Genomic DNA, 14969 nt, shown 5'->3' on the forward strand with positions numbered 1-14969 from the left:
GTACTCAGAACCATTCGCCAAGCGCTTCATCTACATCTTTGGGTGTGTCATGGTCTTGCCAGACTGCGGGTACCGTCAGGGGGCTTCCCGACGTTTCTGGGTTTGGCACGGTGCTTAAAGCTTCAAAAAGCGCGTCCACATTGTCTTCATGCCACAGCGGATCAATCACAGTTTCAGCCCAGATGTTGGCTGCGGTTTGGTCTGCGCCATTGAGCGCGACGCAGGCAGCCACAGGGAAGGCACGCTTGTGTGCGTCCAATGACGGGACAACACACAAAAGCAATGGACCCGCGGGGCCGGCGATGACAGCGCGAATGCCGCCTGCGGGCCAGCGCTCTGGATGATGTGCCGCCTGGCCAAGTTTTTTTGTCAGAAAGCGATCCAGTACCCCACGTACCCCCGACGACAAGCCGCGCGCAACAAAGTCGCCCGCACATGGCACCTTACCAAAAAAGCCTGTTTGGTCTTGATAAGCGGACGAGTGCTTAGTTCCCATTCAAAAACCACGCGGGCAGGAAAAGCCCGAAAAAAGTTGTAAATCAAATGGGTTTTCCACTGAGTTAGCTCTCAGGTCAAAGCGAGCAGAGTAGCCGCTAGCCCCCAGCGACAACTTGAAAACTTCGGGGAGCGTGGTCTTGGACAAGCGCCCCTTGCGCAACAGGCGCAGCAGCGCCCAGCTACCGGTCTCGGATGTGATCAGCTCAGAAGATCCGTCCACCGGCGCAAATGTCAGAGTGATCATATTGGTGCCATCCGGCCCCGGCCAGGTCATGGGCAAGGGGCGTGTTGCGGCATTGAAATAGCTCAACACTTGCCCGTCCACATTGAGCGTCACGCGGGAGGCATTGGCGCTTAGATCCTTGGGTTCCAAGGCAAAGGCCACCACTGGCCCCGCGCCTCCGGGGAACAGCGCATCACGCATCGAACGGGCATTTTCAAATGGCTTTAGCAATTCGGCATCCAGACCAAAATCCGCCCGCCATTGCCACGGGCGCACGGCAGTGTCGATGTAAGCCCCAAGGTTGTCGTCGGTGAAACTGTCAACCAAACCGCCGGGGCCAAACAGACGCGAGAAGTCGAGCGTGTTCACGTCAATCGCGCTGGATGGGTCAAACGGATACCGGCCCGCGGTCGCGGATCGACAGAACGGCAATACATCGGCGCGCCAACGTGCATTGAGCTGTGCGAGCACCGCGTCTCTGGTGACGCTGATGGCGTCACCTGCGATACCTGCGATCCACTGGTCAATTGGATCGGGTAAGGTGGCAGCTTCATTGGCAATTGCGCCAGTCAACTGCGGCAGCCCTCCTCGGGCTAGTAATGCGGATTGTGGATCTGGACTGGCGGCAACGGTCTGTAATTCATTTGAAAGCGCAGTCAGCGCCACTACAGCGTCATCGAGTGATGGTGGCACGCCATCCACTTCTTGAACTGTGCCTCGGATGGGAGCGAAGTGGTCTGACACGGGTGTGCCTGGCGGCAGTTCCGGGGGGCCTCCACTGCTGCTGTTACCAACGCCGGACTTGCGTGCAATCCGGCTGGTTGATTTCACCAGCTTACCAATTTTTCCGAGTTTGGAGGCGGCTTTAAGGCCCGCCTTTTGGGCGGCTGCACCGCCGTCGCCTTCGGGGGCGATGTAAGCCAAATGCGTCTCGGCAACGACCGAGAGCAGAAGACGTTTGAGTGAGGAATCGACAGAGGAAAGATCTTTGAGATTGGCGCGGGCCTGATTGAGATCACTGATTGGTGTCAGGCGAATGTCGCGCAGGAAACTGTCCCACTGCGCAATGTAGTCGTCATAGTAGAGCTTGAGGATGTCTTTCTCTAATGTATCGGCGTTGGCCTCAGCACTTTCTGCGCAACCACCGGCGAAGACCGCGCGATCCAGTAAGGCTTGCGCCGCGACTTCGGGCAACAGCGGCAGCACGCTTTCGTGAAAGGCATTATAAGTGAAGGCCCCTGGCAAGCCCACGCGTAGGGTTTTCTCAGAGAGACGAGAGAAGACTTGTGTGCCTTTTGGTCCGGTCTGCTCTGCCGGGATCCAATCCGGCAGTCCCGCCAATGCCGGATCGCTGCGAAGCGCACGATAGGCCCGTACGGCCAAGGGAATGGTGCAGATTGACTCCAAGGCGGTTGCAATCAGTGCGGGATCAGCTTCGATTTTGTTTTCCTCAACGGCCATCCGTTCCAGCGCGGCGAGCTGGTGATCAATGGCTTCATCGGTTGGGAACGGATCAATTGGGGCAAACTCAGGCAAGACTGTCTGCCACCAAACCCCAAGGAATTCGACGTCATAAGGCGCGCGGCCGGTGAGCATCTGGTAACTTTTGAGACCACCTAACAGAAATTCAGGATCGCGGGAGTGGCGCCACATAGTGGCTTCCAGCATCGCGACCATGCGGGGTTCGAGGATGTTTCTTAGGGTGTGATCATACGAAATGCGCTGTACCTGGGCGAGTTCGGGTTCGGCGGTTGGGCCAAGCGCTGTTAGCGGGCTGGAGGCCACTACAGTGGCGGCCAAAATCGTTTCATTGGCGGCTTCGAGTGCAAGATTCAAATCCAAAGGATCGGTCGGGGCTTGTCGTGCGGCTACATTCGAGAGCCGGGCAGAAAGAGCGGTTAACTGGCGTTCCTGATCGGTCAAACCGCTTTGGTAGCGCAGGAATGAAAACAAAAAGAGTGTGCCCAGCAGAACGGTAACGAGAGCGGACCCTGCCAGTGAACCACGCCAAATCCATCTGCGGCGCTCTTCAGCCCGTGGATCAAACTGGCCCAAACCTGCCTCAGGGAAAATTAGATCGGTGAGCATGTTGCGCAGAAAGAAAGAACGTTTTTCGCCATGTGTGCGGCGTTCAGGTGGGGGCGGCGTTATGTCTAATGAGCCCGCAATGCCCGCCAACATTTGGTCAACCGGTGAGCCCTCCTGTGTGGCTGACGTGAAATAGAACCCGCGAAGCCAGGGGCTTTCTTCGTAGCGGCTCTCACCAAACACGGCCTCAATGAGAACCTTTAGTGGATGGGTGATCTGTTCCATCTGGCTGGGGAAGCGGAAGACCTCTGCACGACCGGGCAGCGGGAGGTCATCTGACATGCGCGACAGCAGGCGCTCTTCCAGAGCTTCTTGAAGCAGGGATGACTCGCGTTCGACTGTCAGCGTGTCGACTCGCTCCGTTGTGCCTAGCGTGGCGCCCCAGACCTGTTCACGCTCTCGCGAATTGAGATCGCCAAAATAGCTTTCAAAGCCTTGCACCAGATCGGTCTTGGTAATCATCAGATAGACGGGCAGGTTCATGCCCAATTCTTCGCGAAGCTCAGACAGCCTTTTCCGGATTTCACGCCCATGTTCCCGGATCGAGGCATCGTCGCCAAAAAGCTCCAGCACTGACAGGGTCAGGATGATACCGTTGAGCGCTCGGCGACCGCGGTGTTTTTGCAGTAGGTTCAAGAAGCCTTTCCATTCGGCAGCATCTGCTTCTGGATCGGATTGTTGCTGCACGTAACGTCCAGCTGTGTCGATCAACACAGCGTCTTCCGTGAAGAACCAGTCACAATTGCGCGTTCCACCAATGCCTTTGAGATCGTCGGACAGATCGATCGGGAAGTGCAGGCCGGATTGGCGGAGTGCTGTGGTTTTGCCGGTACCGGGCGGTCCGATGATTAAATACCACGGCATGTCGCGCAGGAATTTGCGCCCACCAAGTTTGGAGCGTTTGAGCTGTTCCAAGATTCCCTGAAACTTGTCCTGCACCTCGGCAATGTTTTCCTCACCTGGAGCCGAGACGGCTTCTGGAGCAGGAGTGGCGAGTTCAGCGACAAAGGCGCGGTTGGCACGAGCGGCCCGTAGCTGACGGATCAGCATTGAGACCAGCCACAGTATAATTATCACCCCAATCACAATCAGACGGGTGACGTCGGAGGCGAGGGGCGCACTTTCACCAAAGCTGATCAAGGGGCCATAAAACCAGATGAGCGCGCAAAGCAGAGCTATGCCAATTAAGGTCCAAAGTGTGCGGGAAAACAGGATGCCCAAGATTTTTTTAAGAAACCCCATGCCGTTACACTTTCTTTTGCAGGATGATTTCGACGCGCCGATTGCGAGCGCGACCCTCTCTGGTCGCATTGTCTGCAATTGGATCAGCGGCGGCTTTGCCTTCAGAAGAAAGCAGGGTCTCTGGTACGCCCGCCGCGATCAGCATGTCCGCAATGGTTTTGGCGCGCGCTTCGCTTAACCCTTGATTAGATTGGAACGGATTGCTGCGCTGCACCGGCACACTGTCCGTATGGCCGACAACTCTCACTTGGCCAATGACTTCTTGGTACTCGTTGATGACGTTGGCCACAGAGGTGATGAGATCATTGTATTCCGCGTTCAAATCCGCCTTGGAGGAGCGGAAAACCTCTGGATCGGTTGATTGGACAACCACCACGGCAATCGACACATCCTCGCGGCCGGTCAAAGCGCGCGCGGTGTCCTTGGGGGCAGCCTCAGCAAAGAGTGGCAGCAGTTCCAGTAAGACTGGGGCGGCAGCCACAGGCAACACAGGTTCTTCTACTGTTTCAATGATTGGGCGGAAGATGTCAGCGCGTTCGGGCGGGGGCAGGACAGAAGCGAGTGTATAGAGTTGTTCGCCTTTGGCAGAGAGACGCACACCAAGCCCGATAAAGATCAGGGTAATCACCGCGATTGCAATCAACCCGATGGACCAAAGCGGCACGACGAAACGTTTGGGTTCATCCGACGCTTCCACACCATGCCAGTGGGGAGCCAGTGGCGCGTCTTCTGCCTCGCGATCTTGCAGAAGGCGGGCCAATTGGCTGCGCATTTGAGAGAGGGCTGCTTCGCCGCTGCCGGAAACCCGGTGTTTGCCGCGAAACCCCAAGGACAGGCAGAAAAAGACCAATTCCAGTAATTCCGGGTCGCGTTCGGGGTAACGCATCAGATCTTCGGTGAGGTCAAAAAACCGCTCGCCCGCGTCTACATTTCCGTAAAGAGCGGCCACCAAAGGATTTTGCGGCCATCCGGAACTCACGCCCCAGGGGGTGTTGAGCGCCACGTCGTCAAGGAGAGCGGAAACAAACCACGCCCCCTGATCGGCGCGCGATAATGGCACGCCAGACGCAACGGCGTTGTCCCGCGCATACGTCAGATTGTCCTGCAAACGGGTTCGCAACATGTCTGGTGCTTCAGGTGCGGTGGCGCGTTCCAGCTCTGGAGCAAGTCCCAAAAGCGGGGCGTAGGCCTTCACAAATGGATTGTCGTTGGCCCGGCCGTCACGCAAACGCGCCTCTAGGCTTGGGGCGTTTTGAGCCGTCCGTCTCGGTGTGGGCTGATCAGCCTGTTGGCTTCGGCGCACCGGGCGCACGCGCGTGCGTCCCGCGTCGTTTTCCAGTCCAAAGGGATCATCACCATTCATAAGATCACCTGCTCACTGCGTAACAATCGATTTCAGGCTCTTTCTCCAACTGCCCAGCGACGCCCAATACGAACCCCGGGGCCTCCGTTAACGCAGCGAAATGTTCTGAGGTGCGGTCAAGTTCCAGGCAGAGGCGCTCACCGTCAAAAGGGATCTCGCGGGGTTGGCTGTTGAGTGGCTTGAGCGGGATGCCGGTCAGTTTGGAGGTCCAGAGTTTGTCAAAATCGTCAGCGGCCCCAACCGTGGCCTGATCCACAAAGATTTTGCGCAGTAATGCGTCCGAGATGCCGCCGCCAATGCGCAAGACAATGCGGTTTCTGTGCAATAGCGCCGGGTTGTCGATGCGCACCGTCCAGATGTTGTCGGAGTGACGGCTGACTTTTAGCGCGCGGGCCTTGGGTTCCACGTGCTGCAGGCTCAGTACAAAGGAACGTAAAGTTTCGGCCAGTTCGGTGAAAGCCAGTTGAGGGTCAAGGTGGTGGTAAGGTGCCACTTCACCCAGGCGGCGTGAAGAGGCGCCATATGTGGCCAGTTGGCCGGCAATGCCCGAAAGTTCCAGGAAAAGCTGAGACGGGTGAATGTTGTTCTGCTCGGCCAAATGGGCGAGGCGCTGGCGGGCGCGATTGGAGGCTTCGAGTATGAGCAGGTTTTCCATCGAGGCGCCGGAGCCGCCAAGTACCATTGAGCCATGGGCTTCGCTCACCCGATCAAGACCGGTGACCAGCTCTTTGAGTAACTGAGAATACCAACTCACAGCCTCAATGCGAATGGCTGGTGCCAGAAACAAAGGGTCAAACGCCACGGCGCCTTCGGCAGAAAGGCCCTCAATCCGCGCGACGGGCAGCGCAGTGTATCCGGTGGTTTCCTCGCCCGGAAGGATCAGGCGCGGTGCGGTTCGGGCCACTTCGATGTCAGACGGTTCCGCGCCATTGCGCACGGCGTCCCGCGTGGTGACCATTGTGCCTCGCCAGCGCATGCCGGAGGGTTCTGAATGAGCCGGGTCCATGTCATTGGCGCCTGCGGCCTCGGCGGGCAAGGCAAGGTGCACAAGACCTGAGGCCGTATCGGCATCGACACGCACCGGCGCGATCTGGGTCGTGTGATGTGGTGCAGATAGAAACGTGCCGTCAGGTAGGATGCCTTCAGCTTCCAAAAGCGCAATCTGTCCAGCTTCAGCAGCTACCGGATCCAATTGCAGAGCCAAAAAACCAGCGGATTGCAGGGGGGCGGCATCTACAGCGCGCCGCACCAGCCATTCGGTGTGGCGGTCTTGCTGTTGAAAATGCTGTGTGCGCAGGAAAAGTCCTTCGGACCAGACAACTCTATTTCTGTCAGTCATTCACGGGTCCTTTACACGGAAGTCAAAGATATGCCGCCTGGGCCAACATTGATCAGGACACCCTGATTGCCGGACGGAGCGTTGATTTTTGTGCGTACAGTTTTGCCCGCTGGGTCACGGAAGCCGCCGGTCACGCCAATCACAGAAGCACCTGGCTGGATCGCGATCACTTTCTCCCCTGACCCACCTGGGGCGAGGGTGATCTGATCGGTGCGAAGAAGTTCAGGGCCAAGTGCGGCAGCGGGGTTTTGCAAGGCAAAAGCGTCTGCGCTGTCAAAATTGCCGGAACTCGACATTTGCAAGATTGAAATGGTGACTGGGCGATCGCTGCCATCCGGGCCTGGGTTCATTCCGGTTTGGGCTTGCGCCGCAACCGTGAGGGTGGTGGTGCCGCCGCCCATGCAGGTTGTCAGAACAAGTCCGGCAGAGCCGGTGATCAGAAAATTGCGTCTTGAAAAAGTCATGTCACGATCTCCCTTGATTTTCATATGCGTCTCTGAAATCTGCGCCGACTTCGCCGAGGAACCGCTCTTCCGCGGCGCGGGCTATTTCGCCGTAACGTTCTACGTAAAGCTGCCACATCTTTGCGCTTGAACCGCCGGCGAGCAGCTTCTCCATCAAGCCAGCGTCTTGCATCTCGCGTTCGATTGCATCGGGGTCAAAGCTGTCGATCATGCGGCGTAGGGCGGTTTGTAGCGCTGCCCATGTGCGCACCTGATGGTCGTTCAAATCGCGAAAAGCCCAGTTCACGGCGTCTTCGGGCGCAAGATATCCTTCCCCGCGTGGCTGAAGAAGGGCCGACAGCCCGTCATCAGTTGTGGCCAGAAATTTCAATGGGTTCACGTTTGCACTAGCAATGATGGTTTGGGCCACGCGCACGCGGTTTTTTTCCTCGGCACGTGTGCGTAAGAGGGCCATAACGCCCTCGACCAGCACGCGTAGGCAGCGCCCGATGCGTTCCATTTCTTCCTCGCTGGCCTCGGGGGACAATTGTGTCGATGACAAACCCATGCCGCGAAAAAAGGCTGCGCGCAGGGCTGCGTCATTGCCTGAGGATGCAAGTGCTGCCTGTGCCGATGTGGAGGAAGTTTCAGGGCTTTCTGATGAGGCGGGCTGGGCCTTTTCGGTATCGAGAGCATGGGCCGGTGGCGACGGTTGCGCCGAGCCCGGGTCCGTTATGGGCGGCGATCCTTGAGAAACTGTGTTTCCTCTGAGCCCAAATGGGTCGCTTGACGATGTCGCCTGAGGCGAGCGCGCCTCGGTGCTTTTGTGAGCCTCGCCGCGGGTACGGCTTCGATTACTGCCAGCGGATTCTACTGGCTGCCAAAAATCGTTCTCTGCGGCGGCGTTGGGTTCGGTGACTGGTGTATCGCTGAAGTAGTTGCCAAATCCCCCGTTTTTGCTTTCCTCTTCTTTTGGTTCTTGGGGAGTTGCCCGTGGGGCACCACGCAGATCAAGGTCAAATGGATCGTCTTGATCTAGTGGTCGAGGTGGACGAGGCTCTTCTTGATCTTGACCTGTGTCGCGGGTGTCTTCGCGCAGTCCAAACGGGTCAGGTAAACTGTCCGGTCGTTCTTTGGGTGCGGGCGCGACCTCTTCTGAGCCAAATTCGAAGGAAAACACGCCTGCGCCGGAGCGATTGGGCGAACGTTGGCTCAGGCTGTTCCGTACCGTCATCTCTTCGATGCGTAGCACAAAATCGCCCAATCTCAGGCGCATGCCTGCATCGATAGGCACTGAATTTCCGGCGCCCACGGGATTGGCAGCATTGTCTATGTATAGCCCGCCTGATGACGCGTCTGTCACCATGATACGTCCACGTTCTTCGGTGACAATGGCATGGCTGCGTGAGACAAATTTGTCGGGATCATCAATTTGCCAATCGGCGTCCGCACCGCGACCAATCACTAGGCGGCCCCCTCCAAATTCTTTTTCGGAGACCACCTGGGGATGGGGGGCGTTTTCCAGAACAAACCTGAGAGTCATCCGGCCAATCTCCATGACGTGTTGTTGGCAGGGGCAGGCCGGCCTGCAAGATCACTAAATGCAAGATCTTCGGCGCCTTTTGTGGGATCCGGTGCAAGCCAGCTGGTGCGGCCGAGCTCGCTGTGCCCTAATTGGGCGGCAGGTACTTCGCCGGCGGCTAGTACAAGCCGCAACGAAAAAACAGTTTCACGTCCCGCCGCAAACAGAACTGCGTGATGTAGGCGTTCCCAAGTTACCCTACTTTCTAGAAACCGGTTGAATTGTTCTTGCGTGAGTGGGCCAAGACGGATTTCCGCTTGATCCGCCCGATCAAAGAAACGCGTGCCCATAACTGCGGCCGTTCCAAGAGCTGCATGAGCCTGACCCAACCGCGACTGTAAATGTGTCGGGATATCGACCCAACGACCGGTGAATTCCTCCAACGTAACGCGCACACCCACAACTGTTTCCAGAAAAGCGGTGAGCCTTTCCGGGCTTCGAGCTTGAAGCGCAAGCGAGGTGGCATGGCGCAATTTTGCGCCTTCAAGGTGGTGATCGGAGCTGACAGTGCCGGGTAAGCCTTGACCCGCGAGCGAACGCATCAGAGCCGTAACCCGACCTCCATCACCAAATGCCACATGAATGTCGGCGCGGGCATCCGCCCAGGCGCGCCAGTACAAAGCGATTACCCGATGCTGCAGCATATTGATGAAATCAAGAAAGGCCTTGTCCGCAGAAGCGCCTTCCCCTTCGCCAGCAAACCACCGGTTGGACATGCGGGCCATGATCCAGCGGGTTAGATGCAGAGGCATGGGACCTTCAGGTCCAATCAAGCCAAGCACATTACTATCGATCCGGATTGGTGTGCTTTCCGATCCAGGGGTGAGCGCTTCAACATCACTGGCGGCAAAATTCATGCGTGGGAGTTGTCCGAGACGTGCGGGCTCTTTGGATGCGTCACCTGCGCGTCCGAACCGTGTCGTCTCAGTTTCGAGTTGCCGCAACAATTCGAAAAAATCCATCCTTCCTATGCTGTCTGCGAGCGCGTTTAAATCAGCGCGCGTGTGCCTGGCGTCATCGGCCATGTCACCTCCGTCTGATGTTGGGAAAGTCGCGTGCGGGTCCGCACAAAGGAATTGATGCCTGTGTGACGTGCAAACAGTTGTGCCAATAGAGCGGACAGCAAAAGTCGGGAGCCACCGGACAGCACACCGTCATCCACCTCGAGCGTGATGTCGGTGCCATGACCAAAGCAGATTGGTCCGGGACGAGCGATGCGTTCTATCAACCGTTTGGATGTAACACGCATGATGGATTGGCCGTGGCGCGCAAGTTTCGGGTCGCCTCGTCCAGCATAAAGCTGAATGAGTGCGCGTAGGGGCTCGGCATTTTTTTCATCCGCTGCCAGTGAGATATGATTTAGGGAGAGTTGCGAAATCCAGCGCCACGTCAGGTCGTCCATGCGCTCCTCTCCGCCCACGCCCGAGGGAAGGGACGCGCGCAGAGAGGGGCGGGGGCGCCGCATCGGGCGCAGCAGTGTGACACCTGTCACAGGATCGCCGGTTTCGACGCTGAGACGGGGGGTGTCATCCAGTATGGGGAGGTCTCGATTGGTGCATAGCGCCCGGATGTCCACCCGACGCACCGGTTTTACGCCTTTGCGGTGCGCCGGGATTGCGACGGAGACATAAATATCATCACCGGTGTAACTGGAGCGTGTTTGGCCGCGGCGGAGTTCGTCAGTGTTTGGGCGGCGTGGGCGTCGCTCGGCGGTGTAGACATGGCCACTGTCGGCATGTTGCTCGACCGAAAAAAGGGGAGTGATTTGGGCCTGGGGGCCTTGAACCTCGCCATCCTCCACACGCATTAACCGGTAAATTTCATAGTCCCAGGGACGGGTGCGGTCCGCGTGCACAATATGGCTGGAGCGGTGAGTTTTGAGATCCACCAAATTGCACTCATGCTCAAAAAGGTTAACAAGGGGAGTAGCAAATAGGTGAAAGTCGTCGGCTTTGATCTCGGCCAAAGAGGGATCGGATTGGCGCAGCAGGACAATCAATTCCAATTTGCGCTTGGATGTTTTGCGGACGGCGGATGCAAGGTGTCTCAAGCGCGCGGCGTAAAATCTCTCCGGCATTAAAAAGTACTCCCGCAACAGTCGGTAACCTTCGAAAGAAGACCGCACGCGGGGCAACAAAGCCTCGCGGTCAGAGATGCCGGTCATTTGCGGGCTTGGCATCTCTGAAAAAGACGCGGATTTGGTGTCGGACGGGCGGGCCAAAACCGGGCCGCCAAAGCCAAAGAAGGCATCAAAAACAGCGCCGCCACGGCCGCTGGCGCCAAAATAGATGTCCAATTGATCCAGAGACAGTTCAGAGAGGCTCCCCGCGCCACGGCGTTCAAGCGTGATGCGAATGCCAGCCTCATGGGCGCGCAGTTGGTGGTCGTTTACGCCGGCCTGCACAAGCGCGCCGCGGTCCTGTAAAAACTCTGCGCCGGAGATCTTAATCGGCCAAAGGTGTACCGCTTGGCTGCTGGTGTAGGTGGCTCGGGTTTGCAGCCCTTCTCGCAAAGAAGCAATGAAGCGCGTCCCACGTGCCATAACATGGCCGTCGATCATGCGATCGACTTGGGGACCGGGTTCAATGGTTGCCATGGTCATTGCGGGAGCCGGGCCGGCCAAATCAGGGTAAAGTGCGTCAAGAAGGTTGCGGACGTAGCGGGAGCTTTCTCCATCCACTTTTAGGCGCGTGCGCGCCGACAAATAAGCAACCCCTTCGAGCAGGCGTTCAACATAAGGATCAGGGCATGGCACAGAAGCAATGGAAAGATTGCCGGCCACATTGGGATGCAAAGTGGCGAACTCCTTGGCGAGAGATCGGATGTGGCCCAATTCTTCTTCGTAATACTCCAGGAAGGCTTGATCCATCAGTTGCCCTCCAACTCGGTTGTGGCTTGACCGCTGTCCAGATCAATGGCGGTTGACAGACGTAGCCGCTCAGGCGCTGGCGACATCATCAGCAGGCCGTCGATCTCAATACGCATGCCGGATTTACTCCCGACCTTGACCTTCACGCGCAGACTGTCAGGTCGTAGCCGCGGTTCATACACCGTGAGCACGTCGCGTAGTTCGCGGGCCAAAAGGTCTGTATCAAAATCGCTACCAAGTTTGCCGGAAAAAGACGGCACACCATAGTTCACCACAGAGCGCCGCACTTCGGGAAAGTCCTCCAAAAATTGCGACGGGCTATCGTATCTGCGTGCCTCTTTCTCCGTAAACAAATAGTCTGCCTCCAGTCTTTCGATATTAAAAAGCATCTCAATGTCGCGTCGGACCGCTTCGCGCAAAACGTCGGGTGTCACGACCACGCCGCCATCCTGAAGGCGTCTCAGTGCCGCTTGCCGGGACAAAAAACGGTGGGCGAGAGCACGACCATCGTCATCCAGGTCCGGATGTGCGGCAATGGCACGGGCCTCTCCCTCAATCAGTTTGTCAACGGCGGCCTCGTCGCCTTTGAACATGCGAGACAACTCTTTGCGCAGTCCTTGTGTTTCCGCCAAAAGACCTGGCAAATCATCAATTAGTCTGTCCCACAGCGAGGGCTGAACGGCCTCCTGCAGAGCTGCAGGAGGAGTTTCGTGATCAGCGACCATGGCTGGCATCCTGCGTCAGGGTTAAACCCCGGCCGCGATGTCGTACGTGATTTCATGTTCGTCGCCAGCAGAGTGATCTTCTTCCTGCACGGTGTATTTGACGGTTACGTTCTCAAATACGGCGCCGAGCACCTCTTCAACCAGTTGGCCACCTTCATCGTCCCCGACACCAACCATTTCAAATTTGGAGATGGTGACGTGCTCCATTGTGATGTGCAGATAGTCGATGTGGGCGTCGCCAGAATCTTTGCGCAGGAAGAGCTCCCACTTGGCAAATGACTTGCCCTGCATACAGGCCAAAGCCAGATAGGGAGACGCCGCATCCAGATGCTTTTTCATCAGCAGCGCGTCCACCTGCGCGCGGGCGCGTGCGCGACCCTTACCAATTTGTGCCGCGGACCCCTGTTCGATGTTCCACGAAATGTCGTGAACATCAATCTGGTCCTCGTGATCGACCCTTTGGCTTTCACCTGGAATTTCTTCGATACTCAGATAACCTGTTAGTGCCATTTGATTTCTCCATTTTACTGGTTACGAAAATCAGGATTTGACGGAAGGCAACTCGGACACCAGTCGCAAAGATGCGTTGATGCCTTCGAGCTGATAGTGTGGGCGTAGGAAGAAGCGGGCGTTGTAGTATCCGGGACGTCCTTCAACACTGTCCACCTGAACTTCGGCTGCCGCCAAGGGGCGCTTGGCTTTGGCCGCATCATCCGCCATGGCCGGATTGGCCAGCACATAACGGTTGATCCACTCACTGAGCCAGATCTGCATGTCACCGCGTTCTTTGAAGGTGCCAACCTTGTCTCGGGCAATTGCCTTGAGGTAATGGGCAAAGCGGCTGACAGGGAAAAGATATGGCAGATTGGCTGACAGACGTTCATTGGCCTGTGCATCCGGGTCCACCAGGCGTCCGGCGCGTGCTTCGTCATCCTGCAGGCTGTGCGCGCCGATAAAGGCCGCCACATCGGTGTTCTTACGATGCAGGATCGGCATCATTCCGAGTTTGGCCAGTTCCGCTTCGCGGCGGTCGTCAATTGCGATCTCGGTTGGGCATTTCATAGCCACAGAGCCGTCATCCGTCGGGAAGGTGTGGACCGGTAGATTCATCACTGTACCACCAGATTCCACGCCGCGGATTTGTGTGCCCCAACCAGAGATTTTGTGGCTGCGGTTGATGTTCACACCCATGGCATAGGCCGCGTTCATCCAGGTGTAGTGGTCGTGCTTGCCATCAATGACTTCTTCAAAATCAAAGCCTTTGACCGGGACGGTTTCGGCACCATACGGCAAGCGTCCCAGAACACGGGGCATGGCAAGACCAATGTAACGCGCATCTTCGCTTTCCCGCAAAGACTGCCAACTGGCATATTCAGGGCTTGAAACGATCTGTTCCAGATCCTGTGGATTGGGCAACTCCTGCCAGCTTTCCATGCGGAAGAGCTGTGGCGCGACGGCCGCAATGAATGGTGCATGCGCAGACGCGGCAATGCCGGAAATGTTACGTAGCAGGCCCACATCTTTTGGCTTGTGGCTAAATTCATAGTCGCCCACGATTGCCCCAAAAGGTTCCCCACCCAACATCGAGTACTCGTCGGAGTAGATTTTTTTGAAGATCGGAGACTGGTCCCACATCTGACCTTCGTAGTCTTCCAGGTGGTCGGCCAACTCGTCTTTCTTAATGTTGAGCACGCGGATCTTGAGCTTCTGATCGGTCTCGGTGTTGTTTATCAAATAGTGCAGACCGCGCCATGAACCCTCCATTTTGGAAATCTCCGGCGCGTGCAAAATCTCGTTCATCTGATCTGAGAGAAGCTGATCGATGCCGCCAATCAGAGATTTGATGGATTTTATAGCATTGCCGGAAATGGCGGTAGTGCCGGACCGTTCCTGCGCTGCAACGGCGAGGTTGGAGACCAAGGCCTTGAGCTTTTCGCCTTCCTTGTCTTTGACGCGGAAGTCTTTTTCTAGCAGATCACTGAATTCGCCAAGATCAAGCGCTTCGGCTTCCGCAGCGGCGCCATCAGTTTTGAGTTCTTCATCAGCCACGACTTAGCCCTCCTCGTTTTCTGCTTCTACAGCCGCTTCGGCGGCTTGTTGGAGCAGGGGTTCGTTGTTGAGAAGCTGAGCGATGCGCTTTTCCGCATCCACCTTGCCGTCCATGTAGCTCAGCAGTTCTTCTAGCTGTCCCCGCATCTTGAGTAGCTCAGCAAGCGCGGGCACTTGTTCGGCCACTTTGTCGGGAGCAAAGTCACCCATGTTTTTAAATGTGAGGTCGACAAAAAGCTCTTCGTCGTTCTCTTCCCCTTCTGCCGCAGGAAGCGTGTTTGGCACCCGCGTTTTGACACGAGGTGAGAGCGCTTCCATAAACTTGCCAAATCGGCCAGCGTCGGTTTCCACAAAGGCGCGGTCATTGATTGGTTTCTGGGCTTCGGGCGCCTCGCTTGCACCGGCTAAGTCAGCCATGACACCCATGACAAACGGCAGTTCGATGGTTGTTGGGCTGCCGTAGTGTTCCACATCATAGGCGATTTGGACCCGCGGGGCCCGATTGCGCTCTATGACCTTCTGCTTACTCGTATTCATTCTTCAAAAGC

12 protein-coding genes are annotated in these 14969 nt (G+C 57.0%); all 12 read right to left on the reverse strand.

The features are described 5' to 3' along the window. Nucleotides 1-4 precede the first annotated feature (4 nt). Genes tagF through tssB form a run of 12 tightly spaced genes read right to left on the reverse strand, consistent with a single transcriptional unit; the run spans nt 5 to nt 14958 of the window. Entirely contained in the window at nt 5-496 is a 492-nt protein-coding gene (gene tagF, locus Q0955_RS15700; RefSeq protein ID WP_299425941.1) for a type VI secretion system-associated protein TagF, read from the reverse strand. Then, nucleotides 497-4051: a type VI secretion system membrane subunit TssM gene (gene tssM / locus Q0955_RS15705; RefSeq protein WP_299425944.1), complete on the reverse strand. Its 3555-nt coding sequence runs from the start codon at nt 4049-4051 to the stop codon at nt 497-499. It lies immediately after the preceding gene. A gap of 4 nt (nt 4052-4055) precedes the next feature. Beyond that, nucleotides 4056-5414 (reverse strand): type IVB secretion system protein IcmH/DotU, encoded by a 1359-nt coding sequence (gene icmH, locus Q0955_RS15710; protein WP_299425947.1) that lies wholly within the window; start codon nt 5412-5414, stop codon nt 4056-4058. Between the two features lie 4 nt (nt 5415-5418). Next, entirely contained in the window at nt 5419-6753 is a 1335-nt protein-coding gene (tssK, locus tag Q0955_RS15715) for a type VI secretion system baseplate subunit TssK (RefSeq protein ID WP_299425949.1), read from the reverse strand. An 11-nt stretch (nt 6754-6764) separates the two neighbouring features. Then, entirely contained in the window at nt 6765-7217 is a 453-nt protein-coding gene (gene tssJ, locus Q0955_RS15720; protein WP_299425951.1) for a type VI secretion system lipoprotein TssJ, read from the reverse strand. A 1-nt stretch (nt 7218) separates the two neighbouring features. After that, complete coding sequence (gene tagH / locus Q0955_RS15725) at nt 7219-8739, reverse strand: type VI secretion system-associated FHA domain protein TagH (RefSeq protein WP_299425955.1); 1521 nt, start codon at nt 8737-8739, stop codon at nt 7219-7221. Continuing rightward, the gene (gene tssG, locus Q0955_RS15730) at nt 8736-9740 is read right to left on the reverse strand and encodes a type VI secretion system baseplate subunit TssG (protein WP_299425958.1); all 1005 of its coding nucleotides are present in this window, start codon (nt 9738-9740) and stop codon (nt 8736-8738) included. The genes tagH and tssG overlap by 4 nt, the downstream gene beginning before the upstream one ends. Nucleotides 9741-9766: 26 nt before the next feature. Beyond that, nucleotides 9767-11647 (reverse strand): type VI secretion system baseplate subunit TssF, encoded by a 1881-nt coding sequence (gene tssF, locus Q0955_RS15735; RefSeq protein WP_299425961.1) that lies wholly within the window; start codon nt 11645-11647, stop codon nt 9767-9769. Next, nucleotides 11647-12372 carry a GPW/gp25 family protein gene (locus tag Q0955_RS15740; RefSeq protein WP_299425964.1) on the reverse strand — a complete coding sequence of 242 codons (726 nt, stop codon included), beginning with the start codon at nt 12370-12372 and terminating at the stop codon, nt 11647-11649. Before Q0955_RS15740 ends, tssF begins: the two co-directional genes overlap by 1 nt. Before the next feature lie 21 nt (nt 12373-12393). After that, nucleotides 12394-12882, reverse strand: a complete 489-nt coding sequence (locus tag Q0955_RS15745; protein ID WP_299425967.1) for a type VI secretion system tube protein Hcp — start codon at nt 12880-12882, stop codon at nt 12394-12396. Nucleotides 12883-12912: 30 nt separating this feature from the next. Further along, nucleotides 12913-14421 (reverse strand): type VI secretion system contractile sheath large subunit, encoded by a 1509-nt coding sequence (gene tssC / locus Q0955_RS15750; RefSeq protein WP_299425969.1) that lies wholly within the window; start codon nt 14419-14421, stop codon nt 12913-12915. 3 nt (nt 14422-14424) lie between these two features. Beyond that, the gene (tssB, locus tag Q0955_RS15755) at nt 14425-14958 is read right to left on the reverse strand and encodes a type VI secretion system contractile sheath small subunit (RefSeq protein ID WP_299425972.1); all 534 of its coding nucleotides are present in this window, start codon (nt 14956-14958) and stop codon (nt 14425-14427) included. Nucleotides 14959-14969 lie beyond the last annotated feature (11 nt).

The sequence above is a fragment of the uncultured Shimia sp. genome (genome assembly GCF_947493595.1).
GTDB lineage: Bacteria > Pseudomonadota > Alphaproteobacteria > Rhodobacterales > Rhodobacteraceae > Shimia.